The organism is Nocardioides limicola, assembly GCF_016827675.1.
GTDB lineage: Bacteria > Actinomycetota > Actinomycetes > Propionibacteriales > Nocardioidaceae > Nocardioides > Nocardioides limicola.
The window spans coordinates 42,871-67,419 of record NZ_JAERJA010000006.1 but is presented as its reverse complement, the minus strand read 5'-3'; the positions used below and the strand labels follow the sequence as shown (position 1 = coordinate 67,419).

The window sequence follows — 24,549 nt, the reverse complement described above, 5'->3', positions numbered from 1 at the left end:
CGCCCCGTAGGAACCTGAATGGAGCTGATGTGGCAATCGAACGAGTGGCCGTAAACCCGGTGACGTGGTCGTTGGAGATGGGGTTCAACCAGGGCGAGGTGGTCGCCGGCCACACGCGGACGTTGTACTGCTCTGGGCAGACCGCGATGGGGACCGACGGAACTCCCCGGCATGAGGGAGACATGGCAGCCCAGGTTGCGTTGAGCCTGGACAACCTACAGGCCGTGCTCACGGCGGCCGGCATGTCGCTGGCCAACCTCGTCCGGCTCAACGTCTACACCACCGACGTCGACCTGCTCTTCCAGCACTACGGAGTGCTGGCTTCGCGGCTAGGAGCCGCCCAGGTAGCGCCGGCAACCACCATGCTCGGCGTGACTCGGCTGGCGATTCCCGGCCAGATGATCGAACTCGAAGGGACCGCGGTCGCCTGAGCGATTCCCTGCTGCCCGCGCCGGCCACCGATAGCGCGGGCAGCAGGCAGTGGAGATGACTGCTGATGCGTGAGCTGAGTACGATCGGCGCCTGCCACCAGCGCTGCGCCTGGACCAGTCGCACCCACTCCGACCCGCCTGAACACCTGCCTCAGCGAACATGTCGAGATTCGGGACGGTCCAACGCGCGCAGATAGCGCGTGGTCATCAGTTGCTGCACCCTCCGTGTGATGGGTCCGCCGAGAGTGGCCAAGCGTGAGGCAGGACCCAGGCCGAGATGCATAAGAACTACAGTGTCCTGTCGGAGCGGTGACTCAGATGCCTGCACGCGGAGTCCGGCCCGCTCGTGGAGTCGCCACATGAACAGGTCCGTGGATGCACCCTCGAAGTCTCGACGGGCCAACGGCGCGGAGCGCTCCAACCAGTCGTACCCCACCGGTCGCTCGCCGGCGGTTGCCCCGACCTGCTCGTAGGTGAAGGGTGCGCGCGCAGCGCCGCGGCCCGATGGGCCGGTAGTTCGCGTACTGCCACGAGGACATCATCGAGGACCGGCACCCGCACGTCATCAGGAGCGAGCCGATCGCGGCATAGGAAGACGCCGAAGAGCTCGCGAATGTGGCGCGTTCACACTCCGCCGGCGTCACCAACGTTGGTTGTCCCGTTGAGGCGCGACGGCACGTGTTGCCGTAGGAACGCGATCTGATCGGCGATGACCTGGTCGAAGTCGTCGCCGAGGTAGATGTCGAAGTGGCCGGCGTCGTAGCGGCGGACCTCTCCCTTGGGTGCTTTGGCGGCGTGGCGCAGTGTGGCTCGTGCGGGGGCGACGGTGTCGCGGTCGCAGACGCAGAACAGGGCAGGCTTGGTCAGGTCCTTAGCTCGGCGACCTGGTCTCGCGAGGGGCACAGCGAGGCCGATGCGAGCCGGGACTTCGGACCTGTACTCGGCTTCGGTGAGACCGGACGCTTCAAGCAACTCGAGCACTCCTTCGGAGACGTCGTCCGCACTCATCAGAGCGACCTCGCCGGGGAGGGCAGCAACCGGCACCCGCACGGGTTCGCCTCCGGTTGCTGCGGCGAGGAGGTCGCGGAGCGCCGCCAGGGTCAGGCGAGCAGCCGCTCTGGGCGGAATCCTCGTCAGGGACGCGAACCCGTCAGTGAAGGGGCACTGCGCGATCGACGCCGCGATGGAGGGATCGTCGGCGGCCGTAACGATGGCATGTCCTCCTCCGAACGAAGTGCCCCACACGATCACCGAGGCTGGATCGACGTCGGGCAGTGTGCGTGCGAAGGCCACCGCTGACCGCCAGTCCTCGCGCTGCCGGGGGATGCTCAGCAGCTCCCTGGGCTCGCCCGTGCTCTGCCCGAAGTGGCGGTAGTCGAAGACAAGGCAGGCGTATCCCTCGGCCTGGAATCGTTCGGCGAACGCGGCCAGACGCATCTCTTTGATGGCCCCTAGGCCGTGGCCCATGACGAGAACCGGCGCAGGAGTCGCCGGGGTCGCGCCCTCGGGCAGATACAGCCATGCGTGACATCGATCCTCCCCTGAGGGGAAGAAGACTTCGCTGCGGTCGATCACAAGGAGCTCCTCTTGATTGGTATTCAAGAGATGCTGGCATCGCTCTTGAATGCCTGTCAAGATGAGGTGTGCCACGTAACCGACACGACGAGTCCCGGCAGGCGAAGCGCGACGCGATCGTTGCCGCCGCCAGTTCACTGTTCCTCTCGGCGGGCTACGACGGGGCATCGATGGGCAAGATCGCCGCCGCCGCCGGAGTCACCCCAACAACCCTGTACTGGTACTTCGGTGACAAGGACGAACTGTTCGTCGCGGTCGCCGACCTGTACCTGGAGGTTCTCCTCCAGCAGCACGAGACTGTCGCCCACCAATCCCTGGCGCAGCAGTTCGTGTGGCTCGTCGACAACCTGAGGCCAGTACGCCACCTGGTCGCCACCGTTCATGCCCGCGTAGCCAGGTCACCGCGAATCGCGGAGTGGCACTCCGACTTCCACCGGCAGGTGGAAGCCCTCTTCGAGGAGCAGTTGACCATCCAGGTCTCGGGCGCTCAACGCGACGCCGAGGCCGCGGTCGTCACCTTCGCCATCGAGGGAGCCGTCACTCACGACCTGGACGCCGGCGCGACCGCGGACCTGTGTCACTCCCTCGTGCAGCGACTCGCGGCGCTCTGACGGACTCACATCCCTGCACTCGCTCATCGGCTATGACCGGGCGGTCTCGACCGGCGACCTGCGGCGTGCCCCTGGGAGGTTCGGTTTTCGGGACGACCGGATGCCCTGTCAATGGAGGGCGCGCTTCGCCGGCGTGCCCTGCATCTCAGATCACCGCCGCGATGGTCGCGGCGGCGGCCGCGACGGCGAGGAGTCCGAGAGTCGCGCGCTGGTAGGACCGGTGGTCCAGGCGCGCGTGCACGCCCTGTCCGGCGACACAGCCGACGACCCCGGCGGCAAGGATGACGAACAGCCCCGAGGTGGGCGGAGCCCAGGCTCCGGCTTGCGTGAGGACGAGGATCGCCAGCGGGAGCCGCACTAGGGACAGCGCGACCAGGGTGTCCCGCGTTGTCAGCGGGTCTCCGAGATGTCGGGTGAGATACATGACCACGGGTGGTCCGGCCAAGGTGGTCGACGTGCCGAGAGCCCCCGAGGTGAGGCCGGCGACAGGAGCGTGCCACCCACGCCTTCGGACGCGCGTGGCCTGTGATGACTCCTCTAGGTCACGGCGGACGGCGTACACCCGGTGGGCGACCGCCAGGAGGACAGCGGCCGCGACCAGCAGCTGCAGCCCGGACTGAGGCATCCTGGCCAGCGCCACAGCTCCGAGAACCATGCCGGGCGTGGACCACAGCGCCAGCACGACGACGCTGCGCCAGTCGGGTCGCGGAAGGGTGCGCCTTCCGCCCAGGATCAGGGCGTCGACGGTTGCCCCCGTGATCGTGATGGTGGTGACCGCCATCGGGCCGCCCACGAGTGCGGTCAGCAGTGGGGCGCTGAGGATCGCGAACCCGAACCCTGTGCTCGTTTGGAGCACGGCACTGACGCCGATGACGGCGGCGATGACGAGGATGAGATCGGCGGAACCATCAGGCACGAGCGTCACGGTAGGGCGGCAGGCGCCTGTACTCCGTATCGCGCGATACGCACGGCGCATACTTGTGGTCATGGACTTCGACGCCCTGCGGAAGATCCCCCTGTTCAGTGGCCTCGACGACACCGCGTGCGAGCGCGTGACCTCCCAGAGCTCGGCCCGGATGGTCCCCGCCGACACCGTGCTCGCGCTCGAGGGTGAGCCGTGCGACTCGCTGCAGATCATCGAGGCCGGGCGCGCCGTCGCCCTGCGCACCTCCGCAAGCGGGCGGGTCGCCCGGATCCGGGTCGACGACGCCCCCGTCGCCATTGACAAGGCCACTGCGCTCGCCGGGCAGAACCACCTGTTCACGTGGATGACGCTCACCCGCTGCCGCGTCCGCACCATCCCCCGAGCACTGTTCCTGGACTTGGTCGAGTCCGACCGTTCGGTGCTCCTGCAGACCGCCCTCCACCTCGCCACTCAGGCCAACCGCTCGCGTGCCGACTTCCTGGACGCAGCGATCCAGGATCCCGCTACTCGGGTGCTGGATCGCCTGCGTGAGATGGCCGACTCTCAAGGCGCGATCGCGCTCGACGACGGGCAAGATGGCCTCGCCGCTGAGCTCGGACTGTCGCGGGTCACGGTCACCCGCGCCCTCGGCGCGCTCACTGACGAAGGCCTGGTGCGGGTCCGCCGAAACCGCATCCAGATGCAGCCCCGGTGAAGCCGGCAACGCCCAGCCGTGACGGCACCGTCCACCCCGCACGGCACACCCGTGTGTCCGTCCCCCACTGGCGCAGGCCGGTTCATCCGGGCACCCCCCCCGCCGGTACCGGTGTAGGTCGGCGACCTCCCCGCGGAAGCCGAGGTCCACCACCTCAGCCTGTCACAGTTGCCGTCACGCCCGGCGCCGGTCATCCACGGGGAGCCGGGCAGCGCTACGCCGTCTCAGGTGCCCTTGACGACCTCGAGCGCTGGCGGTGCAGCGAGCGGCCGGCCCTAGTCTTGGGGCCACGGTGGCGGCGCGCGCTTCGACCAGTGGCTCGACAGCCTCACCCCTGAGCAGCGAACTCGCGCGATCGATTACTACTCGAAGAACGACGAGTTCCCGCCCGAACTCCGCCCACCGAGCTAGGTCGGAAGACATTCCCGCTCCGCAGCCGTTGGCCGGCGTCGCGGCCGCTCGCTACACCGGGATCTGATGAAGAAGATGACATTCGGGGTAGCGATGCAAGTCGTCAGGCGAAGCAATGGAGCGCCACTTTTCGGACAGTCCTGCAGCGGTCAGCGCAGTTGACAACGCGTCTGGACGCCACCTCCACGCGCGGGCGACCCGGTGCGGGAACTCGACGACTGGCTCTGCAGCATCATCGCTGCACTGGAACGCGACCAGGACGTGGGCGCCGGGCTGAAGACGCTCAACCCAGGCGGTAAGGATCTCCGGCACCACCTGGGGGTCCAAGTGGATGAGGCTGAAGCGGGCGATGATGCCTGCTAGCCGATCGTCTGCGGCCAGATGAGAAATCCTCGCGTCACCCTGAGACCACCGGATGTCTGGGTAACGCTTTGCAGCAAGGGCCAGCATTGCCTCGGATGGGTCGACACCCACGACGTCGATGCCGCGCTTCGAAAGGTCGTGAGCGACATGCCCGGTGCCGCAACCGATGTCAAGGACGGTCCCGGTCAGCCCACTCGCCAAGACGGCATCGGCGAAGATGGCAACCGCGTGGCGCTCCACCGCGGAGGTGTATGCAACGGGGAAGGCTTCGTCGTAGGCGGAGGCGAGTTCGTCGTAGCCCGGTTGTGCGCTCACGGCGGCCATGGTTCCAGAACTACCCTCCGATACGTAGTGCACATCCGGAGTTGGCCGCTGATGGGGCAAGGGCCGAGCAGCCGGATCTGTACGTTGACCAGATGCTCGTGGACCGGACTCGTCAATCTTCCCCGCGGAAAGCTCGGCAATCTTTCCTGCATCTCGACACAACTGCTGGTGTCAGTGGGCCATGTCCACGAACCGCGAGTAGTGCCCCTGGAACGCGACGACGACGTCTCGGGTGGGGCCGTTGCGGTGCTTGGCCACGATCACGTCGGCCTCACCGGGGCGTGCCGACTCCTTCTCATAGGCGTCGTCACGGTGCAACAGGATCACCATGTCGGCATCTTGTTCGAGGCTGCCCGACTCGCGAAGGTCGCTCATCATCGGCCTCTTGTCGGCGCGCTGCTCCGAGCCACGGTTGAGCTGGCTGAGCGCGATCACCGGGACCTCAAGCTCCTTGGCCAGGAGCTTGATGTTCCGGGAGAACTCCGAGACCTCCAACTGCCGCGACTCGACCTTCTTGCCTGAGGTCATCAGCTGCATGTAGTCGATCACGATCAGCTTCAGGTCGTGGCGCTGCTTCAGGCGCCGCGCCTTGGCCCGGATCTCCATCATGGTCATGTTCGGCGAGTCGTCGATGAACAGCGGCGCCGAGGAGACCTCGCCCATCTTCCGGGCCAACTTGGCCCAGTCATCGTCGGTCATCTCGCCGTTGCGGATGTGGTTCAGCGGCACCTTCGCCTCTGCCGAGAGCAGCCTCATGGTGATCTCGGCGCGGTTCATCTCGAGGCTGAAGAAGACGCTGGTCAGGTTGTTGTGGATCGACGCCGCCCGGCAGAAGTCCAGAGCAAGGGTGCTCTTCCCCATAGCGGGCCTCGCCGCCACGATGATCATCTGGCCGGCGTGGAAGCCGTTGGTGAGCTCGTCGAGGTCGGCGAAGCCGGTGGGTACGCCGTAGATGCCGCCGTCGCGGTTGCCGATCGCCTCGATCTCGTCGAGGACGCCCTCCATGATGTCGCTCAGCGGCGCGTAGTCCTCGCTGGCCCGCTTGTCGGTGACCTTGTAGACCTCCGCCTGGGCGGCGTCCACCACGTCGTCGGCGTCGCCCTCGGCGGCGTACCCCATCTGCACGATCTTGGTGCCGGCGTCGACGAGCCGGCGCAGCACCGCCTTCTCCCGGACGATGGAGGCGTAGTAGCCGGCGTTGGCGGCGATCGGCACGTTCGCCGACAGGGTGTGCAGGTACGGGCCGCCGCCGACGCGCTGCAACTCACCGCGGCGCTGCAGTGCGTCGGCCACCGTCACCGGGTCGGCCGGCTCACCCCGGCCGTAGAGGTTCAGGATCGCGTCGAAGATCAGCTCATGAGCCGGCCGGTAGAAGTCGGTGCCCCGCACCTCCTCGATCACGTCCGCGATCGCGTCCTTGCTGAGCAGCATCGAACCGAGCACGCTCTGCTCGGCGGCATCGTCGGTGGGCGGCGTCCGATCGCCGGGGTGTCGAGGCGCGTGACCGGGCTCGTACGACGCCGGGCCGTCACCGAACTCCGGCTCCGGCCCCAGCGGTGGCCTCGTGTCCTCGACGATGCTCATCGGCTCCCCTACCTGGACTCATCTGAACGACTCGACACCGCCACGCTAACCACGGCCACCGACAGATTCCGTGACGGCGGATCCGGGTGCAGACACGCGACCGTACGCCGCGGAGCACCCGCAATGGAACCACCTTGTCCACAGGCCCCTGTGGATAACCTGGGGACACGCGTGGACGACACGCGGCACGGTGTGAACAGACTGGGGATCGTCCTGTGGATACCCGCGAGTTATCACCCTGTTCACCCCCTCTGACCTGCACGAACGCTGTCCACCGCCTGTGGATAGAAAGTTTCTGGAAGATTCTTTGTTCATCTGCTGGCCACCCAATGGCATGACCCAGGTCACATTCGCGGCTTTGTCGACTTAGCGACGGCTCGGCGTGATCCACAGGAAGTGCCCCTTTACTCACAGGCCGCCTCGGTGGTAATGAACGTGTTCCACCGACGAATCCGCAGGTCAACGCCGCGTGTCGACGTCGTACCCTCGGGCGGTGCCCAGGTTCCGTCGCTCCCCCGCCACCCGGGCACAGGACTACGAGATCCTCCGGCTCGCCTTCCCGGCCCTGCTCGCGCTGATCACCGAACCCCTCTTCCTGCTCGCCGACGCCGCCATCATCGGCCACCTCGGCACCGCCGAACTCGCCGGCCTCGGCGTCGCCGCGGTGGTCCTGCAGACGGTCGTCGGGATGTGCATCTTCCTCGCCTACGGCACCACCGCCCAGGTCGCCCGCCTGCTCGGTGCCGGCCGGCGCCGCGACGCGCTCAGCCAAGGCATGGACGGGGTCTGGCTGGCGGTCCTGATCGGCGGTCTCGCCACGCTGATCGGGGTGGTGGCCGCCAGCCGCCTGGTCGGCCTCTTCGGCGCCGGCGCCGCGGTGACCGAACACGCCGAGACCTACCTGCGGATCAGCCTGCTCGGCGTGACCCCGGTGCTGGTGATGCTCGCCGCGACCGGAATCCTACGTGGCCTGCAGGACACCCGGACGCCGTTGCTGGTCGCCGTCGTCGCGAACGTCCTCAACGTGATCCTCAACGTCGTCCTCGTGTACGGCGTGGGGCCGGCGCCGGCGCTCGGCATCGCCGGGGCGGCCGTCGGGTCCGTGATCGCCCAGAGCCTGGGCGCCGGGCTGCTGCTCTGGGTGGTGGCCCGGGCCGCCCGCCGCGACGGATCCCGGATGCGCCCGCACCTGGCCGGGGTCCGTCGGGCGATGCGCGCCGGCGTACCCCTGGTGATCCGCACCCTCACCCTGCGCGCCGCGTTGCTGGTCACCACCTATGCGGCAGCACGACTGGTCATCGACGACTCCGGCACCGTCCTCGCGGCCCACCAATTGGCCTTCACGCTGTGGACCTTCCTCGCCTTCACCCTCGACGCGATCGCCATCGCCGCCCAGGCCATCACCGGCCGACACCTGGGCGCCGGCGACGTGCCCGCCGCGCGGGCCGCCACGGCGCGGATGATCCAGTGGGGCGTCGCCTCGGGCGTGGTCACCGGGCTCGCCCTGGCCGCCGTCGCACCGGTGGTGGGCAGGCTCTTCACCCCCGACCCGGGCGTGCACGCGTTGCTGGTGCCGGTGCTGGTGGTCGCCGCGCTCGCCCAGCCGGTGGCCGGTGTGGTCTTCGTCCTCGACGGGGTGCTGATCGGTGCCGGGGACGGCGCCTACCTGGCCTGGGGCGGCCTGGTGGTCCTGATCGCCTATGCGCCGGCCGCGCTGCTGGTGGCGCTCGGCGGCGGTTCGCTCACCTGGCTGTGGGTAGCGTTCGCGGTGCTGTTCATGGGCGTACGCTGCGTCGTGCTCGTGCAGCGGGCGCGCGGCGACCGGTGGCTGATCACCGGCGCAGCCTGACCCGCGCCCTGCCATTAGGGTGGGCGGCCATGAAGCCGTTGCAGCCGATCGCCCTCGGGCTGATCATCATCGCGCTGCACGCCGAACTGCCCAGCGGACACGACATCTTCGCCGACCCGATCGGCTGGGTGCTGGTGCTGGTCGGCACCGCCAAGGCTCAGTTGGCCAATGCTCGCCGGCGCACTCTGCAGACCCTCGGCCTGATCGCCCTGCTGGTCGCCGGGGTGCTGTGGTTCCCCGACCTCGCCGAGACCCTGCACGGCACCGACCCCGGCGTGATCTGGGCGCTGAATCTGCCGCAACTCGGATTCACGGCGTACCTGTGCGTCGCGCTCGCCGAGACCGCCGCGCCGGTGGATCCGCCGGCGCGGAACTGGCTGCGCTTCACCGCCGGATGGATCCTGATCGCCGGCGTGCTGCCGGTGCTCGCGTTCGGCGCCGGGATCGGCATCCTCGAGGAGTGGTTCCCGATCGTCGCCGGGCTGTCACTGCTGATGCTGATCTGCCTGATGTTCGTGTACGCCGGGCGGCGGTGGGCCCGCCTCGACGTGCCCGCCTGATCTGCCCGCTCGACGTGCCCGTCTGATCTGCCCGTTTGAGGCGCCCGCCTGAGGCACCCCTGGAAATGCACGTCGCCCCGACCCTCGGTGAGGATCGGGGCGACGTCGAGCTTCGTCAGCCGGCAGCGACGACGTTGAGCGACACGGTGGCCGTCACCTCGTCGTGCAGCTTGACGCCCACCTTGTGGGCGCCCAGCGACTTGATCGGGTTGCCGACCACGACGGTCCGCTTGTCGACCTGCTCGCCGACCGCAGCGGAGACCGCGGCGGCCACGTCTGCGACCGTGACCGAGCCGAACAGGCGACCGCTGTCACCCGCACGGACCGGCAGCTGCACGGTGCCGGCCTCGAGCTTGGTCTTGATCTCGACAGCGTGCTCGGCGTCGCGCACCGCGCGGGCCTTGCGAGCGGCCTTGATCGACTCGACCTGCTTCTCGCCGCCGCGGGTCCAACGGACCGCTTCGCCGCGAGGCAGCAGGTAGTTGCGGCCGTAGCCGTCCTTGACTTCGACGACGTCGCCGGGGGCTCCGAGGCCGGGAACTTCCTGGGTCAGGATGATCTTCATCTGCGCGTGTCCTCTCAGCGACCGGTCGAGGAGTAGGGCAGCAGGGCCATCTCACGAGCGTTCTTGATCGCCATCGCGATCTGTCGCTGCTCCTGGACGGACACCCCGGTCACCCGGCGGGCGCGGATCTTGCCTCGGTCGGAGATGAACTTGCGCAGCAGCGCGGTGTCCTTGTAGTCGACCTTGGTGACGCCCGCTGCCTTCAGCGGGTTCGCCTTCTTCTTCGGCTTTCGAATTACTGGCTTGGCCATTGTGGTGCTTCTCCTTGTGAAGCCCGGCGGATCACGCCGGAATGGTGTGTTGCTCCGGCCGGAGCCGGGTGTGTTGGTGAGGGACTGAGTCCGGTCAGAACGGAGGCTCGTCGCCGGCGTTCACACCGGGAGCGGCCCACGGGTCCTGCGCCGGAGCGCCACCGCCCTGGCCGCCGCCACCCTGGGCACCGCCCCAGCCACCGGCGTTGCCGCCGGCCTGCGGAGCGGACTGCTGCGGGGTGGACCACGGGTCACCACCGGCGGGCGCGCCGCCGGAGTAACCGCCGCCACCACCGCCGGAGCGGGTGGTGCGGGAGACCTTGGCAGTCGCGTACTTCAACGACGGGCCGACCTCTTCGACCTCCAGCTCGATGACGCTGCGCTTCTCGCCCTCGCGGGTCTCATAGCTGCGCTGCTTCAAGCGGCCCTGGACGACGACGCGCATGCCCTTCTGCAAGGACTCCGCGACGTTCTCGGCCGCCTGCCGCCAGACCGAGCAGGACAGGAACAGCGCTTCGCCGTCCTTCCACTCGTTGGTCTGCCGGTCGAAGGTGCGGGGGGTCGACGCGATCCGGAAGTTCGCCACCGCGGCACCCGAGGGGGTGAAGCGGAGCTCCGGGTCGTCGACGAGGTTGCCGACCACAGTGATGACGGTCTCGCCTGCCATATCAGGTCTCCTTAGGACTCAGTCGTGTGGAAGCATCGTGCCCGGCTTCGGCGACAAGTGGAAGTCTTCATCCACAGGTGCCGTTCCGGTGACGGCGATCAGCCGTCGAGGCGCACGATCTTCGTCCGCAGGATCTGCTCGTTCAGACCGAGCTGCCGGTCGAACTCCTTCACCGCGGCGGGCTCAGCCTTGAGGGTCACCACGACGTAGATTCCCTCGGCCTGCTTGTTGATCTCGTAGGCAAGACGGCGACGACCCCACACGTCGACGGTCTCGACCGAACCACCGCTGGTCCGGATGACGTCGAGGTACTTGGTGAGGTTCTGCTCGACAACTCGTTCATCGAGAGTCGGCTCAATGATGATCATTGCTTCGTAGGCGCGCAAAGCGTTCTCCACCTCCTGTGGTCTCGGGCGGCCACGGTCTCTCCGTGGCAGGAGGGCTTTGCCGTGCTCTCCACCACTCGGCGGGTGGACAGCGGACAGGGAAGAGTACCAACCGGCCGACCCGGGCGACCAATCCCCGACGACGGCCTGTGCAGCCGGCCCGCAGCGATCCGGCTCCGTCGGCTACCGTGAACGACGTGGACGCCGAGATCGCGGGCCGGTTCGTCCTTCTCACGCCGATCGGGGCCGGGGGCATGGGCGAGGTCTGGCGCGCCTGGGACCGTCGTACCGAGCGCTTCATCGCGGTCAAGGTGATGCGAGCCGCCGACGGCGAGATGCTGCTCCGGTTCGTGCGCGAACAGTCCTTCCGGATCACCCACCCCCACGTCGTCGCGCCGACCAGTTGGGCCGCCGACGACGACACCGTCGCGTTGGCGATGGACCTGGTCGCCGGGGGTTCGGTGGCCGACCTGCTCGCCGAGCACGGCCCGCTCCCGGAGGGTTTCGTCGCCGTCCTGCTCGACCAGGTCCTGGTCGCGCTCGGTGCCGCCCACGACGCCGGGATCGTGCACCGGGACCTGAAGCCGGCGAACCTGCTGCTGGAGCCGACCGGGACCGGGATGCCGTTCGTGCGGTTGGCCGACTTCGGGATCGCTGCCCAGGCCGGCGACCGGGTGCACTTCCCGGGGGTCTCCGGCACCGACGGCTACATGCCTCCCGAGCAGGCGGCCGGGGCGCCGCCGCATCCGGTTCAGGATCTGTACGCCGCTGGGCGGGTCGCCCTGGAACTGCTCACCGGACACCGGCCCCGCCGTCAGCAGCCGCCCACCGAGGGTTCGCTGGCCGACCTGCTGAGCCGGATGACCGCGGAGGATCCGTTCGCCCGGCCCGCGTCCGCTGCCGCTGTCCGCGCCGAGCTGGCCGCCCTCGGGGTGCCGTTCCGGCGCCCGGGCGAGCCGCCGGTCGACGTGATCGACCGGCTCGGCGACACCGATGCGCCCGGGGTGCCGGCCGGGTCCGGGGTGGTCCCGGCCCGACGCCGGCCACCGCCGCCGGGACACGACGGCCGGCAGGGCCGCCGCGGCCGGCGCCGTTGAGGGATCCACGCTCTCGGGAGCATCGCGTTCGGGTTCGTCCAGGAGCTCTTCACCCCCCGACTCGACGGTCGCACCGCATACCGGGTGAGCGATCGCTCCCTCGCGTCACCCGTTCAGCAGCGTGGGGGCTCCACGGTCCGGCGCACCAGGTCCGAGCGCAGCCAGACCGGGTTCCCGCAGACGGTCGTGACCACGTCGTACCTCTCCTCGAGCAGTCGCCTCAGCCGGCCGCCCTCGTCGATGCCCCAGGAGTTCGGGTGGTTGACCTGGACGACCCAAGTGGGGGCCTCGGGGCCGGCCAGCGTCGCGCGCAGCCGGTCCTGGTGAGGGTCGAGCGTCCGCATCGGGAGGCTCCAGAGGTACGGGTAGGGGGTGGGGAGGTCCGCGGCCTCGAGGATCGAGGGGTTGCCATACAGGACGACAGCGGTGTCACCGGGCTGGCTTGAGGCTGCCAGCCACTCCCCGGTCCGCTGGTGGAACCACGCCCAGGGCACGGTGGCGTAGACGACCAGCATCACGACCACGCTGAATACCGCCGAGCCGGCGGTGAAGCGGGCCCACCAGCGCATCCGGGCCCCTGCCACCGATGGCGCCGCCGCTGCGACCCCCGCGGCGAGGGCGAGTGCGGGAGCGACCTGCAGGAGGTAGTGGGTCCAGTAGCTTCCCCCGGCGACGATGGCGGCGAGCCCGAAGACCAGGCAGCCGAGGATGCCCCAGGTCTCGTCGAGCCTGGGCGTGGACTGCTCGCGGGTGGCGAGCAGCCAGGCGCGCGCGAGCGGCAGGATGCCGCTCAGCAGGGCCAGGCCGAGCAGCATGGCCGCCCGGGTGAGGGGCTTGTCGAGGCTGTGGCCCCAGATCACCTCGAAGGCCTCGCCGCGGAAGACCGCCAGCTCCCTCCAGATCCGGCCTGGGTCGACCCCGACCGCCCTGGCCCACACATAGACGACGGCATGCGGGAGGGCAGCTCCGAGCGCTCCAGCCGCGAGGAGACGCAGTGACCGGGTGTCGAGCACGCGCCGGCGTACGGCGGCGGCCAGGACGAGCAGGACGGCGAACACGAACCCCTCGAGGAAGTTCTGCTTGACCAGTGGGGCGGCACCGGCGAGCACCCCCGCGGCCACGGCGAGCCACACCATTCTCGCTCCCGGCGGCCGGCGCCATGCCTCCAGGGTGAGGGCGATGCTGCCCATCACCAATGGCACCGCGAAGAGCCCGCCGTTGGCCTGGTCGGCGGCTACGGCGGGGGTGACCACGAGGGCGGCGGCCACCACGGCAGACCATCTGCTGCCCGCCGGCCCCGCTACGAGGTGGCCCGCACGGGCCGCCGCCACCACGAACAGCACGGCGAAGGGGATGCTCAGCAGCCGGATCGCCTGGTCCCACTCGGTCGTCGCGGCCAGCCGGAAGATCACCATCAGCAGTGGTGGGCGGTCCACGTGGTAGTCGCCGTACAGGAACTCCCCACCCGCTTGCCACTGCCGCGCGATGAGGAGGTAGCCACCCTCGTCGGAGCGCAGCGGCAAGAAGACGTACACGGCCCGGACGAGGACGACCGCGACGCACGACCAGGCGAGCCACCGTCGCGCCGAGTCCTGCCCAGCGTCGCGGACGGTCCCGCGCACCAGCCCCCGCCGAGGCTTCTGGTGCGTCCGCGTCCGGGGCATCGTGTGTCAGTCCGCCAACCGGGCGCTCCCCGGGTTCGCCACCGGGGTGGCGCCCGCCCCCGCGGGATCCCGGAGACGCCGCGCGACAAAGACGTAGAGCACCGCGATCAGGGTCAGCTGCAGTGCGTACACCAGAGCCTGGCTCCCGTCGGGGAGGTAGGTGCCGAAGATGTAGTGGTCCAGGAACGACCCGGTGTACGGCGTCTCGCCAGCCCGCGCCCACCAGTCCTTCTCCAGCGTCGTCAGCGGGCATCGCCACTGCATGACGACGACGATGATCGCCCAGGCCACAACAGCCACGTGCGGCACCAGCCAGCGGATGGATCGCAGCGCCAACAACCCACCGAGGCTGAGGTAGAGGAGATAGGCCAGGTGGAACACGACCATCCCCTCCGCGAGGAAGGCCCACATGCTTCAACTGTAGGGAGCACACGGCCCGCTGTCGCTGAGATTCCAGGGAATCTCCGCGTCCGTCACCTCTTGGTCGGCCGCTGTCGTGGAGAGCCCAACTTGTTGGGACCTGGTCGCGCCGAGGACGCCACCCGGGCGATCAGAGCGGCGGGCCGAAGCCGCAGGTGATCTTGGAGCTGCCGTCGAGGCCGCGCAGGATCATCGAGGTGAGTGTCGGGTCCACCGCGATGCCGACATGGCCCACCAGATCGAAGGGGCAGCGGTCCTGCACGAAGTAGTTCGTCACGCCCGGCTCCTTCACGAAGGACGTGGTCGGTGGCGTGACCACCGCATCGTACCTGGAGGCGACGATCGTGTAGGTGACCCCCGGCTGGGCGATCGGACCATCGGTGAGCAGGCCCACCGCACCGCCGCCGACCACCAGGTCGGCGCACGCCGGGCACTGGGCCAGGGAGGTGAAGGCCTCGACCAGACTCTGCCCACCCAGCAGGTAGCCGAGGGTGACCAGGCCGGCGACCGAGGTGCCGTGTGTGGGCGGCGCCAGCGCTACCACCCGGCCCACCCTGTCGGCGTACTCCTTGACCTTGGTCACGTACAGCGACTGGAAGGCGCCTTCGGAGTGCCCGACCAGGTCCACCTGCGCGGCTCCGGTGGCGAGGAGCACCTCGTCGATGAACGCGCCGATCTCGTCGGCGGATTCGTCGATGGGCACCCAGCCGCCCGAGCTCGGGCCCCACGGGCCGACGCCGTAGGTGAGCGAGAAGACGCAGTAGCCGGCGGCCGCGATCCGCGGACCGTGGAAGCTCCAGTTGGCCTCGGCGTTGGCGCTCAGGCCGTGCAGCAGCACCACCGGACGCGGCTGGGCGGCCGAGGGCTGACAGGTCCAGTCGTTGACCTCGGAGGTGGCCGCGTGGACCGGCGAGGCCAGCAGCAGCGAGGCGACCAGGGCCAGCGACGACACCAGCGCCGCGGTCAGGGAACGGTGGCGGGACATGGGGTCTCCTTGTGGGGCGGCCGGCAGCGGTCCGGCGGTGGCGTGGGTCACAGTAAAACATGCGTCCATGTAGAGAACAAGAGGTCGTTTCCTACAGTTCGGCGGCCTAGGCTTGCCCCATGTCCACCCCGGCCTCGGCTGACCGCCGTACCGACCCCGCCCGACGGATCCGCGGCCTCAGCCCCCACGAGCGGCGCCTCCAGCGACGCACCGCGCTCCTGGACGCCGCACTGGACCTCTTCGCTGCCGGGGGGTACGCCGCCACCAGCGTCGAGCAGCTCTGCCAGGCGGCCTTCGTCAGCACCAAGAGCTTCTACGAGCAGTTCGGCAACCGCGAGGACTGCTACCTGGCCCTGTTCATCCGCACCACGGACCAGCTCCACGAGGAGATGCTGCACCGACTGGAGGGCCTCCCGGAGACAGAGGACGAAGCCACCGAACTGCTGCTGCAGGGATTCGTGGACACCGTCTTCGCCGACCGGCGGCGAGCCCAGGTGCTGTTCGGTCCGGAGCGGCTGATCACCCCAGCGATCGAGGCCCGGCGCCGGGTCAACCGCGAGTGGGCGGCCCGGTTCATCGAGGGCTTCTGGCAACGCTTCGGGGTGTCCGGCGACCACCACGCGATCGGCGTGGCGCTGATCGGCGGCATGTACGACCTGGTCTCACTGTGGTTGATCGACGGCGACCCCGACGACCCGGAATCGGTCGCTGCTCTGATCGACCCGCTGCGGCGCTTCTACCTCGCCGTACGCCGGGGCCTCACTGTCCGAGCCGGTTCCTAGACTGGCCGCCATGAGTCCCCTCGCCATCGGTGCCCACGTCGACCAGACCGACCCGATCGACGAGGCCCGGGCGCGCGGCGCCTCCCTCGTCCAGATCTTCCTCGGCGACCCACAGAGCTACAAGGGGCCGGTGGTCAACCATCCCGGCGGCGCCCAGGCGCTGCGCGAGGAGGCCGAGCAGGCGGGCGTGGACCTCTACGTGCACGCGCCGTACATCATCAACGTGGCCACCACGAACAACCGGATCCGGATCCCCAGCCGCAAGCTCCTGCAACAGCACGTCGACACCGCCGCCGAGATCGGCGCCAAGGGGCTGGTGGTGCACGGCGGCCACGTCAATGCCGCCGACGATCCCGAGAAGGGCTTCGACAACTGGCGCAAGGCGATCGAGGCGACCGACCTGAAGGTGCCGGTGCTGATCGAGAACACCGCCGGCGGCGAGCACGCGATGGCCCGGCACCTGGACCGGATCGCTCGGGTCTGGGAGGCGATCTCGACCGCCGAGGGCTTCGACCGGGTCGGCTTCTGTCTCGACACCTGCCACGCGCACGCCGGCGGCAACGCGCTGGAGACCGTCGTCGCCGACGTCACCGCGATCACCGGCCGGATCGACCTGGTGCACTGCAACGACAGCCGCGACGAGTTCGACTCCGGCGCCGACCGGCATACCAACTGCGGCCAGGGCCGGATCGACCCGGAACTGCTCGCCGCAGTGGTGCGGGACGCGAACGCCCCGGTGGTCCTGGAGACCCCCGGTGGAGCAGCCGAGCACACCGCAGACATCGCCTGGCTCCGGGAGCGCCTCGGCTGACCCGACGACACGCGTCCTGCGGTTCTACGCTGAGCTCCTCGTCCTTGCCTGCCGGGAAGGCCAGATCTGACAGGAGTTCCACCCATGAACAGTGAAGAGAAGTCTCGCGCCGAGTGGGAGGAGCGGCTCGACCAGTTGCGCACCGAAACTCGCGCCGCTCTGGCTGCGGAGCGTCAGCGTGGTCGGCGCCGCCTCACCTTGGTCGCCGGCGTACTCACGGCGGTGATGGTTGCGGTCAACGTGGCGCCGGTGGCAGCGAGCCACCTGAACGTGCAGACCAGTGACATCGCGAACAGGGCCGTCACCACCAAGAAGTTGGCGAACCGGTCGGTGAAGCCCGCGAAGCTGGCCAACAACGCCGTGCGCACCGCGAAGATCCAGAACGGCGCGGTGCTCGCGTCCAAGATCGCTGCCGGAGCTGTGGGCACCGGCCACCTGGCCAACGGCGCCGTCACCGGGCCGAAGTTGGCCAACCGGTCGGTGAGCTCGGAGAAGATCGCCCGAGTCGTGCCCGGGATCGCCGTCGCCGGAGCTGACATCTCCGCGAACGGGGTGTCCATCCACAACTGGTTCAACCGGGTCGGCGGCGTCCCGGTGGTGACCAAGAACAGCACCGGGGACTACTCCATCGCCTTCCCTGGCCTCGAGTCTCAGGTGGGGATCGACTCAATCGTCCAGGTGACCATCGTCGGGAGCGGCGGCTTCGGGGCCCAGGGTGCCGGAGGTAGCGGCATCATCCGGGTGTTTACGTACGGCACCACGGGAACGCTCACGGACAAGGACTTCAACGTCACGGTGGTGGCGCCGAACTCGGCCCACGTGACGCCGGCCTCCACCCCGGGCGTCGACAGCCGGGGACGAGGGGACTGACCGGGCGCTGCGCCGGTGACCGCCGCAGGTCGCTGGCGCAGCGCACGCGGCCGAGGCGGTAGCGTTGGCGGGCGTGACCCCCCGACTCGTCGTACGCGCCATCACCAAGGACGAGCACCTGGGGTTCCTGACCAGTCGGGATTCGGCGAGCTTCCTGCAGACACCGGCCTGGGCACGGGTGAAGGCCGAGTGGCAGGCCGAGTCGCTGGGCTGGTTCCGCCCCGACACCGGCGAGCTCGCCGGCGTCGGTCTGGTGCTGTTCCGGCAACTGCCCAAGGTCAAGCGCTACCTCGCCTACCTGCCCGAGGGCCCGGTCATCGACTGGGAGGACGACGAGCTCGCGCCCTGGCTCGACCCGCTCGCCGCCCACCTCAAGGGCAAGGGCGCCTTCGGCGTGCGGATGGGCCCGCCGGTGGTCACCCGCACCTGGGACGCCGCCACCATCAAGGCAGGCCTCGCCGACGAGTCGGTGCGCCGGCTCACCGAGCTCACCCCCAGCCACCGGAACCCGGCCGGTGCTCGCGTCGTCGCCGAACTGCGGCGGCTGGGCTGGCTGCCCCAGTCGGTGGACGACGGGTTCGCCGCCGGGCAACCCCAACACAACTTCTGGCTCCGCCTCACCGACGCCGAGGGTGCCGCGCTCTCCGGCGAGCAGGTGCTGAAGCTGATGAACCAGCAGTGGCGGCGCAACATCAAGAAGGCCACCAAGGAGGGCGTCGAGGTGGCCCGGATCGCCGGCACCGAGGTGGACGACGCCGACCTGGCCGCCTTCCACGAGCTGTACGTGCACACGGCCGGTCGTGACGGTTTCACCCCCAGGCCGCTGTCCTACTTCCGCACCATGCTGACCTCGCTCGGCGCCGAGGACCCCGGCCGGATCACGCTGTGGCTGGCCCGACATGAGGGGGACCTGGTCGCCGCGACCATCTCGATCCGGGTCGGCACCCACGCCTGGTACTCCTACGGCGCCTCCTCGACCGAGAAGCGGGAGGTCCGCGGCTCGAACGCCGTCCAGTGGGCGATGATCTCCGACGCGTTGGCCGCGGGAGCGCGGATCTATGACCTGCGCGGCATCACCGACACCGTCAACGCCGAGGACCCGCACGCCGGGCTGATCCAGTTCAAGGTGGGCACCGGCGGCGAGGCCGTCGAGTACGCCGGCGAGTGGGACCTGCCGCTGCGCAAGTCCTTGTACCGGGCGTTCCAGTGGTACCTGAGGAGGCGCGGATGAGCCTGGTGCTGACCGTCGACGGCGACCGGTGGCGGACCCACCTGCGCGCGGTCGCCGAGGCGAACCCCGGTCTGGTCCCGGTGGCGAAGGGCAACGGCTATGGCCTGGGCCTGGCCCGGCTGGCCCGCAAGGCCCAGTGGCTGGGCGCGGACACTCTCGCCGTCGGCACCTATCACGAGCTCGATGCCGTCCGCGACCGCTACCACGGGTCGCTGCTGGTGCTCACCCCGTGGCGTCCCTTCGATGAGGCCGTCGAGCACAGTGCCGACCCGCGGGTCGTGCACACCATCAGCCGGGTCGAGGACCTCACCGTGCTGCTGTCGGCCAACCCGGAGGCGAGGTTCGTGCTGGAGCTGATGACCAGCATGCGCCGACACGGACTCGGCGCCGGTGAACTGCAGCAAGCGGCCGAGCTGCTGCCTGCCGGAGCCAGGCTGGAAGGCATCGCACTGCACCTGCCGCTCTCGTCCCACCACGGCTACGAAGTGGAGACGCTGCTCACCGAGGTGACCGCCGCCGGTCTCACCGGCACCCCGATCTGGGTCAGCCACCTCTCCGCGGCCGAGTTGGAACAGTTGCGTGGCGCCTACGGTGACCACACCTGGCGGCCCCGGATCGGCACGTCCTTGTGGCTCGGCGTACGGGATGCGTTGCGGGTGACCGGCACCGTGCTCGACGTGCATTCGGTGCTGCGCGGGCATGAGTACGGCTACCGGGCTCGGCGCGCGTCGAAGGCGGGGCACCTGCTGGTGGTCAGCGGCGGCACCGCGCACGGGATCGGGCTGGCCGCGCCGACCGGAGCGCTGTCGATGCGTGCCGGCGCGGCGAGTGTGGCCCGGGGCGGCCTGGACGCGGTCGGCAAGGCCCGCTCACCGTTCTGGGTGGACGGCGAGCAGTGCTGGTTCGCGGAGCCGCCGCACATGCAGGCCTCGATGTTGTGGGCCCCGCCGCAGGTTCGGCTGCCCGCGGTCGGCGACCGGCTCGAGCTGCAGGTCCGGTTCACGGCGACCACGTTCGACCGCACCGTCATCAGCTGACGGCTCACGTCGCGCCGTACGACGCCCACTCGACGCGGACGAGGCCCAAGTCGCGCCGTACAAGGCCCAACTCGACGCGGATGGGGCCCAAGTCGGGGCGGATGGGGCCCAAGTCGGCGGGGATGGGGCCCAAGTCGGGGCGGATGGGGCCCAAGTCGGCGGGGGGTCAGGGGCGCCGGCCGTTCTCCCCGTCCCCGGGTGGATCAGTACTGCCGTCGTCGCCCTCGTCGTCACCGTCCCCGGGCCCAGGGGTGGGCGGCGGTGAGCAACCGGACAGGTCGCACTCGGGGGGCGGGATCGGCGAGGTCGGCGGGGTAGTCGGAGCCGGAGTAGGCGTCGGGGTGGGCGTCGGGTCGACGTCGTCCTTCTTCTCCTTCGTCGGCTTCTTCTCCTTCGGCGGCGGGGGCGGCGGGGGCGTGTACGGCTCGTGGCCGGTCGACGGCGGGGTGCCGGTCACGTTGGCCGGCGGCGGGAACTGCTCCACCGGCTGACCCTCGAGCGCCTGCCGCATCACGGTGGCGAAGGTGCGCGCCGGGTAGGCACCGCCGAAGTACTCGGGCAGCCAGTCCTTGAGTTGCTCGTTGCCCTTGCCACGCACGTACATCACCGCCACCGACATCTGCGGCGTGTAGCCGGCGAACCAGGCCGAGGAGACCTCCTTGCGGGCGTTGGTGGCGGTGCCGGTCTTGCCGGCCACCGGACGGCCCACCGCCTTCGCCGCGGACCCACTGCCCTTCTCCACCACCTGCTGCAGCGCATAGGTGACGTCAGCGGCGATGTCCTCGTCCACCGCCCGCTCGGTCTCGATCTCGTGCTCGTAGCGCACCTGGCCGGACCGGTCGACGACCCGCTCGATGATGTACGGCTCAGCGGCCACGCCACCGTTGGCCAAGGTGGCGTACCCGTTTGCCATGTTGATCGGGCTGACCGTCTGGGAGCCGAGCGCGACGCCGGTGTTCGGGTTCAACCCCGGCGAGGTGTTCGGGAAGCCGGGGGCACTCGCGTCGTTCTCCCGCGGCGGGATGCCCATCGCCACCGCGGTGTCGACGATCGACTGCGGACCACGATCCATCGCCAGGGTCATGTCGATGAAGGCGGTGTTGATGGAGTCCTGGGTGGCCCGGGTCAGGTCCACCCGGCCGTAGCTGCGGTCGAACTGGTTGCCCACCACGGTGCCGTCAGGCAACTTGTAGGGGCTGTTGCCGTCGAACTGGTTCTTCAGGGAGAAGCCCTGCTCGATGCCGGCGGCCACCGCGAACGCCTTGAAGGTGGAGCCGGCCTGGCCTCCGGCGACGGCCCAGTTGATCTGGGACTCCAGGAAGTCCTGGCCGGCGTAGAAGCCCCGCACCGCGCCGGTGCCGGGCTCGACCATGCCGACGCCGACATGCAGGTCCTCGGTGCTGAACCCGGCCGGGCGCACCGACTCGACACCCTCGCGGGCAGCCTCCATCGCCTCGGGCGTGAAGGTGGTGGTGATCCGCAGACCGCCGCCCTCGACCTCGGCCTCGGAGAAGCCCAGCCGGATCAGCTCCTTGCGGACCATCGTCAGCATGTGGCCGCGGTGACCGCCGTAGGCGCTCTGGCTCTGTCGTTCGGAGAACTTGGGGAGTGCCTTGGCGGCCTTGGCGTGCTGGGTGGAGTTGATGGCCCCCATCTCCAGCATCCCGTTGAGCACGTACTGGTACCGGGCTCGGGCGGCCTGTCGGTTCGGTTTGCCGTTGGCGGGGTCGAAGCGCGTCGGGTTGTTGATCACGGTGGCCAGGAAGGCGCTCTGGCGCAGGTTCAGCTTCTTCGCGTCGATCCCGAAGTAGGTCTTCGAGGCCGCCTGGACGCCGTACGCGCCCCGGCCGAAGTAGATGGTGTTGAGGTAGCCCTCGAGCACCCGCTGCTTGCTCATCTGGCGCTGGATCTTCAGCGACAGGATCGCCTCGGTGAGCTTGCGCTGCAGGCGCTGCTCGCTGGTCAGGTAGAGGATCTTGACGTACTGCTGGGTGATCGTCGAGGCGCCCTGGGAGCTGCCGGTGGTGGCGTTCGTGAACGCGGCCCTCAGGATCCCCTTGGGGTCGAGGCCGCGGTCGGTCCAGAAGCTCCGGTTCTCCGCGGCCACCACTGCGTCCTTGAGCAGATCGGGCATGTCCGAGAGCGGAATGGATTCGCGGTTCTGGTCGGCGGCGAACCGGCCGACCTCGTCGGTGCCGCCGTCGTAGAAGACATAGGTGGTCTCGGTCTCGAAGCCGGCGTTGGTGCGCGGCAGGTCGGTGCTCTGATAGAGGAACACCAGGCCACCCAGCCCCACCAGGACCAGCACCATCGAGGTCACCACGACCAGGCGGACCGCCTGACGCAGCCGGCTCCGCTTGGCCTTCGGGTTCGGCTTGGCGGCGCCCTTCTTGGCCGTACCCACGATCTTCCGACGCTTGCCGCTCACCACTCGTTCTCCACTGCCCTCTCCTCGGCACCGGGCCGCACTCAGCCCAGCGACCCGGGCCGAGCCCGGGCATCTCGTTCAAGAGTACGGCGAGAGGGTCTAAACGGCGGAGTTCTGGCGGCTCACACACCCGTGCCGATGCCCCTGCTTCACCGGAAGTTCACTAAAGACGGATATATCGCTACGATAGGTCAACGTGGCACGTCGTGGAGAAACCATCGAGCTCGCAGTCCTCGGACTGCTGCACGAGGCACCCATGCACGGCTACGAGTTGCGCAAGCGGTTGAACCTCATGCTCGGGTGGAGCCGGGTGCTCTCCTATGGCTCGCTCTACCCCACCTTGAAGAAGATGCTCCGGGCTGCACTGATCACCGAGACGGCGCCCTCGGGCACCGCTCCCGTCTCGCGGCGGAAGCGGATCGTCTACGAAGTGACCGACAGCGGCCGGGAGGAGTTCGGCCGACTGATGACGGAGGTGGGTCCTGCCGCGTGGGAGGACGACAACTTCGACATCCGGTTCGCCTTCTTCAGCCGCACCGACATGGAGATCCGGCTGCGCGTCCTCGAGGGACGTCGTACTCGCCTCCAGGAACGGTTGCAGCGGGTCCAGTCCGAACTGGTCCGCACCCAGGCCGAGGTCGACCGGTACGCCGAGGAGCTCCAGCGCCACGGTGTGGAGTCGGTGGAGCGTGAGGTCCGCTGGCTGTCGGACCTGATCCAGGCCGAGCGCAACACGGCGACGACGCAGTCGCCACCCCCAGAATCCGCCAGCACCGCAACAGAATCCCCCAGCACCGCAAGTCGAGACTAAGGAGACCGAAGATGGGTTCGGTACGAGTAGCAATCGTGGGAGTGGGCAACTGCGCCACCTCACTGATCCAGGGTGTCGAGTACTACCGGAATGCCTCGGCTGACTCGACCGTGCCCGGTCTGATGCACGTCGCGTTCGGCGAGTACCACGTCAGCGACGTCGAGTTCGTGGTCGCGTTCGACGTGGACGCCAAGAAGGTCGGCTTCGACCTCGCGGACGCCACCCAGGCCTCGGAGAACAACACGATCAAGATCTGCGACGTCCCGCCGACCGGCGTGATCGTGCAGCGTGGCCCGACCCTGGACGGCCTCGGCAAGTACTACCTCGAGACCATCGAGGAGTCGCCGGCCGAGGCGGTCGACGTCGTGCAGGTCCTCAAGGACGCCGAGGTCGACGTGATGGTCTCCTACCTCCCGGTGGGCTCGGAGCAGGCGGACAAGTTCTACGCCCAGTGCGCGATCGACGCGGGCGTCGCCTTCGTCAACGCGCTGCCCGTCTTCATCGCCTCCGACCCCGAGTGGGCCAAGAAGTTCGAGGACGCCGGCGTCCCGATCATCGGTGACGACATCAAGTCCCAGGTCGGCGCCACCATCACCCACCGGGTGATGGCGAAGCTGTTCGAGGACCGCGGCGTGGTGCTGGACCGCACCTTCCAACTCAACGTCGGCGGCAACATGGACTTCAAGAACATGCTCGAGCGGGAGCGGTTGGAGTCCAAGAAGGTCTCCAAGACCCAGGCGGTCACCTCGAACCTGAACGGCCCGCTGGCCGGCAAGATCAACGACCGCAACGTGCACATCGGTCCGTCGGACTACGTGGCCTGGCTCGATGACCGGAAGTGGGCCTACGTCCGCCTCGAGGGTCGCGCGTTCGGCGACGCCCCGCTGAACATGGAGTACAAGCTCGAGGTCTGGGACTCCCCGAACTCGGCGGGCATCATCATCGACGCGATCCGCGCCGCGAAGATCGCCAAGGACCGCGGCGTCGGTGGCCCGATCATCTCCGCCTCGTCGTACCTGATGAAGTCCCCGCCGGTGCAGCTGCCCGACGACGAGGGCCGCGCCCGGGTGGAGGCGTTCATCCGCGGCGAGGAGTGATCCTCACCTCGACTTGCTGACAGCCGAGTTGGCACAGGCCACGCCGCACCAGGGCGCCCTGTGCCAGCTCGGCTGATCTGTTCTGCCGGTCCGGCCGGCGCATGCGACGATGCCCGTCGC

25 protein-coding genes and 1 pseudogene are annotated in these 24,549 nt (G+C 69.1%); 13 read left to right on the top strand and 13 right to left on the bottom strand.

The features are described 5' to 3' along the window. The first annotated feature begins 35 nt into the window (after positions 1–35). Positions 36–431, top strand: coding sequence for a RidA family protein (locus tag JKG67_RS12620; RefSeq protein WP_203337813.1), 396 nt, complete (start codon positions 36–38; stop codon positions 429–431). A gap of 151 nt (positions 432–582) precedes the next feature. On the opposite strand, the pseudogene JKG67_RS19235 reads toward JKG67_RS12620, so the two are convergent. Together JKG67_RS19235 and JKG67_RS12610 are read right to left on the bottom strand one after the other, a co-directional pair. Beyond that, positions 583–894: pseudogene (locus tag JKG67_RS19235) on the bottom strand (DUF1990 family protein); the annotation flags it as partial. A gap of 161 nt (positions 895–1,055) precedes the next feature. After that, positions 1,056–2,006: an alpha/beta hydrolase gene (locus tag JKG67_RS12610; protein WP_203337676.1), complete on the bottom strand. Its 951-nt coding sequence runs from the start codon at positions 2,004–2,006 to the stop codon at positions 1,056–1,058. A gap of 68 nt (positions 2,007–2,074) precedes the next feature. On the opposite strand from JKG67_RS12610, the gene JKG67_RS12605 reads away from it, so the two are divergent. After that, on the top strand, positions 2,075–2,617 hold the full coding sequence (locus tag JKG67_RS12605; RefSeq protein WP_203337675.1) for a TetR/AcrR family transcriptional regulator: 543 nt from the start codon (positions 2,075–2,077) through the stop codon (positions 2,615–2,617). Positions 2,618–2,762: 145 nt separating this feature from the next. Here the strand turns inward: JKG67_RS12605 and JKG67_RS12600 are convergent, their stop codons facing one another. After that, positions 2,763–3,533: a sulfite exporter TauE/SafE family protein gene (locus tag JKG67_RS12600; protein WP_203337674.1), complete on the bottom strand. Its 771-nt coding sequence runs from the start codon at positions 3,531–3,533 to the stop codon at positions 2,763–2,765. A gap of 70 nt (positions 3,534–3,603) precedes the next feature. Here JKG67_RS12600 and JKG67_RS12595 point away from each other — a divergent pair, with 70 nt between their 5' ends. Then, entirely contained in the window at positions 3,604–4,236 is a 633-nt protein-coding gene (locus tag JKG67_RS12595) for a Crp/Fnr family transcriptional regulator (RefSeq protein WP_203337673.1), read from the top strand. Between the two features lie 462 nt (positions 4,237–4,698). Here JKG67_RS12595 and JKG67_RS12590 read toward each other — a convergent pair whose 3' ends face one another. Further along, positions 4,699–5,325 carry a class I SAM-dependent methyltransferase gene (locus JKG67_RS12590; RefSeq protein ID WP_203337672.1) on the bottom strand — a complete coding sequence of 209 codons (627 nt, stop codon included), beginning with the start codon at positions 5,323–5,325 and terminating at the stop codon, positions 4,699–4,701. Between the two features lie 180 nt (positions 5,326–5,505). After that, positions 5,506–6,918, bottom strand: coding sequence for a replicative DNA helicase (gene dnaB, locus JKG67_RS12585; protein ID WP_203337671.1), 1,413 nt, complete (start codon positions 6,916–6,918; stop codon positions 5,506–5,508). A gap of 493 nt (positions 6,919–7,411) precedes the next feature. On the opposite strand from dnaB, the gene JKG67_RS12580 reads away from it, so the two are divergent. Next, positions 7,412–8,767 (top strand): MATE family efflux transporter, encoded by a 1,356-nt coding sequence (locus tag JKG67_RS12580; protein ID WP_203337670.1) that lies wholly within the window; start codon positions 7,412–7,414, stop codon positions 8,765–8,767. A gap of 29 nt (positions 8,768–8,796) precedes the next feature. Further along, positions 8,797–9,327, top strand: coding sequence for a hypothetical protein (locus JKG67_RS12575; protein WP_203337669.1), 531 nt, complete (start codon positions 8,797–8,799; stop codon positions 9,325–9,327). Positions 9,328–9,442: 115 nt separating this feature from the next. Here JKG67_RS12575 and rplI read toward each other — a convergent pair whose 3' ends face one another. From rplI to rpsF, 4 genes are all read right to left on the bottom strand, one after another. Continuing rightward, on the bottom strand, positions 9,443–9,892 hold the full coding sequence (gene rplI / locus JKG67_RS12570; protein ID WP_203337668.1) for a 50S ribosomal protein L9: 450 nt from the start codon (positions 9,890–9,892) through the stop codon (positions 9,443–9,445). 14 nt (positions 9,893–9,906) lie between these two features. Then, complete coding sequence (gene rpsR, locus JKG67_RS12565) at positions 9,907–10,143, bottom strand: 30S ribosomal protein S18 (RefSeq protein ID WP_203337667.1); 237 nt, start codon at positions 10,141–10,143, stop codon at positions 9,907–9,909. Positions 10,144–10,237: 94 nt separating this feature from the next. After that, positions 10,238–10,810: a single-stranded DNA-binding protein gene (locus tag JKG67_RS12560; protein ID WP_203337666.1), complete on the bottom strand. Its 573-nt coding sequence runs from the start codon at positions 10,808–10,810 to the stop codon at positions 10,238–10,240. A gap of 98 nt (positions 10,811–10,908) precedes the next feature. Next, positions 10,909–11,196, bottom strand: a complete 288-nt coding sequence (gene rpsF / locus JKG67_RS12555) for a 30S ribosomal protein S6 (RefSeq protein WP_203337812.1) — start codon at positions 11,194–11,196, stop codon at positions 10,909–10,911. Positions 11,197–11,393: 197 nt separating this feature from the next. Here rpsF and JKG67_RS12550 point away from each other — a divergent pair, with 197 nt between their 5' ends. Then, positions 11,394–12,293 (top strand): serine/threonine-protein kinase, encoded by a 900-nt coding sequence (locus tag JKG67_RS12550; protein WP_307816547.1) that lies wholly within the window; start codon positions 11,394–11,396, stop codon positions 12,291–12,293. 113 nt (positions 12,294–12,406) lie between these two features. Here JKG67_RS12550 and JKG67_RS12545 read toward each other — a convergent pair whose 3' ends face one another. The 3 genes from JKG67_RS12545 to JKG67_RS12535 all read right to left on the bottom strand — a co-directional run bounded on the left by JKG67_RS12545 (position 12,407) and on the right by JKG67_RS12535 (position 15,362). After that, the gene (locus JKG67_RS12545; protein ID WP_203337665.1) at positions 12,407–13,915 is read right to left on the bottom strand and encodes a hypothetical protein; all 1,509 of its coding nucleotides are present in this window, start codon (positions 13,913–13,915) and stop codon (positions 12,407–12,409) included. Positions 13,916–13,963: 48 nt separating this feature from the next. Further along, on the bottom strand, positions 13,964–14,368 hold the full coding sequence (locus tag JKG67_RS12540; protein WP_203337664.1) for a DUF2784 family protein: 405 nt from the start codon (positions 14,366–14,368) through the stop codon (positions 13,964–13,966). A 139-nt stretch (positions 14,369–14,507) separates the two neighbouring features. Next, on the bottom strand, positions 14,508–15,362 hold the full coding sequence (locus JKG67_RS12535) for an esterase/lipase family protein (RefSeq protein WP_203337663.1): 855 nt from the start codon (positions 15,360–15,362) through the stop codon (positions 14,508–14,510). A 119-nt stretch (positions 15,363–15,481) separates the two neighbouring features. On the opposite strand from JKG67_RS12535, the gene JKG67_RS12530 reads away from it, so the two are divergent. The 5 genes from JKG67_RS12530 (at position 15,482) to JKG67_RS12510 (ending at position 20,093) form a co-directional block, all read left to right on the top strand. After that, positions 15,482–16,144, top strand: a complete 663-nt coding sequence (locus JKG67_RS12530; RefSeq protein WP_203337662.1) for a TetR/AcrR family transcriptional regulator — start codon at positions 15,482–15,484, stop codon at positions 16,142–16,144. Positions 16,145–16,154: 10 nt separating this feature from the next. Further along, positions 16,155–16,955: a deoxyribonuclease IV gene (locus JKG67_RS12525; protein WP_203337661.1), complete on the top strand. Its 801-nt coding sequence runs from the start codon at positions 16,155–16,157 to the stop codon at positions 16,953–16,955. A gap of 84 nt (positions 16,956–17,039) precedes the next feature. Further along, entirely contained in the window at positions 17,040–17,825 is a 786-nt protein-coding gene (locus JKG67_RS12520; RefSeq protein ID WP_203337660.1) for a hypothetical protein, read from the top strand. Between the two features lie 73 nt (positions 17,826–17,898). After that, positions 17,899–19,056, top strand: a complete 1,158-nt coding sequence (locus JKG67_RS12515) for a lipid II:glycine glycyltransferase FemX (protein ID WP_203337659.1) — start codon at positions 17,899–17,901, stop codon at positions 19,054–19,056. Next, positions 19,053–20,093, top strand: a complete 1,041-nt coding sequence (locus JKG67_RS12510; protein ID WP_203337658.1) for an alanine racemase — start codon at positions 19,053–19,055, stop codon at positions 20,091–20,093. The genes JKG67_RS12515 and JKG67_RS12510 overlap by 4 nt, the downstream gene beginning before the upstream one ends. A gap of 166 nt (positions 20,094–20,259) precedes the next feature. Here JKG67_RS12510 and JKG67_RS12505 read toward each other — a convergent pair whose 3' ends face one another. Then, positions 20,260–22,521 (bottom strand): transglycosylase domain-containing protein, encoded by a 2,262-nt coding sequence (locus JKG67_RS12505; protein ID WP_307816546.1) that lies wholly within the window; start codon positions 22,519–22,521, stop codon positions 20,260–20,262. Between the two features lie 196 nt (positions 22,522–22,717). Here JKG67_RS12505 and JKG67_RS12500 point away from each other — a divergent pair, with 196 nt between their 5' ends. After that, positions 22,718–23,332, top strand: a complete 615-nt coding sequence (locus JKG67_RS12500; protein ID WP_203337657.1) for a PadR family transcriptional regulator — start codon at positions 22,718–22,720, stop codon at positions 23,330–23,332. Positions 23,333–23,343: 11 nt separating this feature from the next. After that, on the top strand, positions 23,344–24,429 hold the full coding sequence (locus tag JKG67_RS12495; protein ID WP_203337656.1) for an inositol-3-phosphate synthase: 1,086 nt from the start codon (positions 23,344–23,346) through the stop codon (positions 24,427–24,429). Positions 24,430–24,549 lie beyond the last annotated feature (120 nt).

Bases quoted from the DNA above. Each gene is read 5' to 3' on its own strand.
- dnaB (WP_203337671.1), bottom strand. From the start codon at position 6,918: ATGAGCATCGTCGAGGACACGAGGCCACCGCTGGGGCCGGAGCCGGAG.
- JKG67_RS12535 (WP_203337663.1), bottom strand. From the start codon at position 15,362: ATGTCCCGCCACCGTTCCCTGACCGCGGCGCTGGTGTCGTCGCTGGCC.
- rpsR (WP_203337667.1), bottom strand. From the start codon at position 10,143: ATGGCCAAGCCAGTAATTCGAAAGCCGAAGAAGAAGGCGAACCCGCTG.
- JKG67_RS12510 (WP_203337658.1), top strand. From the start codon at position 19,053: ATGAGCCTGGTGCTGACCGTCGACGGCGACCGGTGGCGGACCCACCTG.
- rplI (WP_203337668.1), bottom strand. From the start codon at position 9,892: ATGAAGATCATCCTGACCCAGGAAGTTCCCGGCCTCGGAGCCCCCGGC.
- JKG67_RS12595 (WP_203337673.1), top strand. From the start codon at position 3,604: ATGGACTTCGACGCCCTGCGGAAGATCCCCCTGTTCAGTGGCCTCGAC.
- JKG67_RS12560 (WP_203337666.1), bottom strand. From the start codon at position 10,810: ATGGCAGGCGAGACCGTCATCACTGTGGTCGGCAACCTCGTCGACGAC.
- JKG67_RS12530 (WP_203337662.1), top strand. From the start codon at position 15,482: ATGTCCACCCCGGCCTCGGCTGACCGCCGTACCGACCCCGCCCGACGG.
- JKG67_RS12575 (WP_203337669.1), top strand. From the start codon at position 8,797: ATGAAGCCGTTGCAGCCGATCGCCCTCGGGCTGATCATCATCGCGCTG.
- JKG67_RS12520 (WP_203337660.1), top strand. From the start codon at position 17,040: ATGAACAGTGAAGAGAAGTCTCGCGCCGAGTGGGAGGAGCGGCTCGAC.
- JKG67_RS12540 (WP_203337664.1), bottom strand. From the start codon at position 14,368: ATGTGGGCCTTCCTCGCGGAGGGGATGGTCGTGTTCCACCTGGCCTAT.
- JKG67_RS12525 (WP_203337661.1), top strand. From the start codon at position 16,155: ATGAGTCCCCTCGCCATCGGTGCCCACGTCGACCAGACCGACCCGATC.
- JKG67_RS12495 (WP_203337656.1), top strand. From the start codon at position 23,344: ATGGGTTCGGTACGAGTAGCAATCGTGGGAGTGGGCAACTGCGCCACC.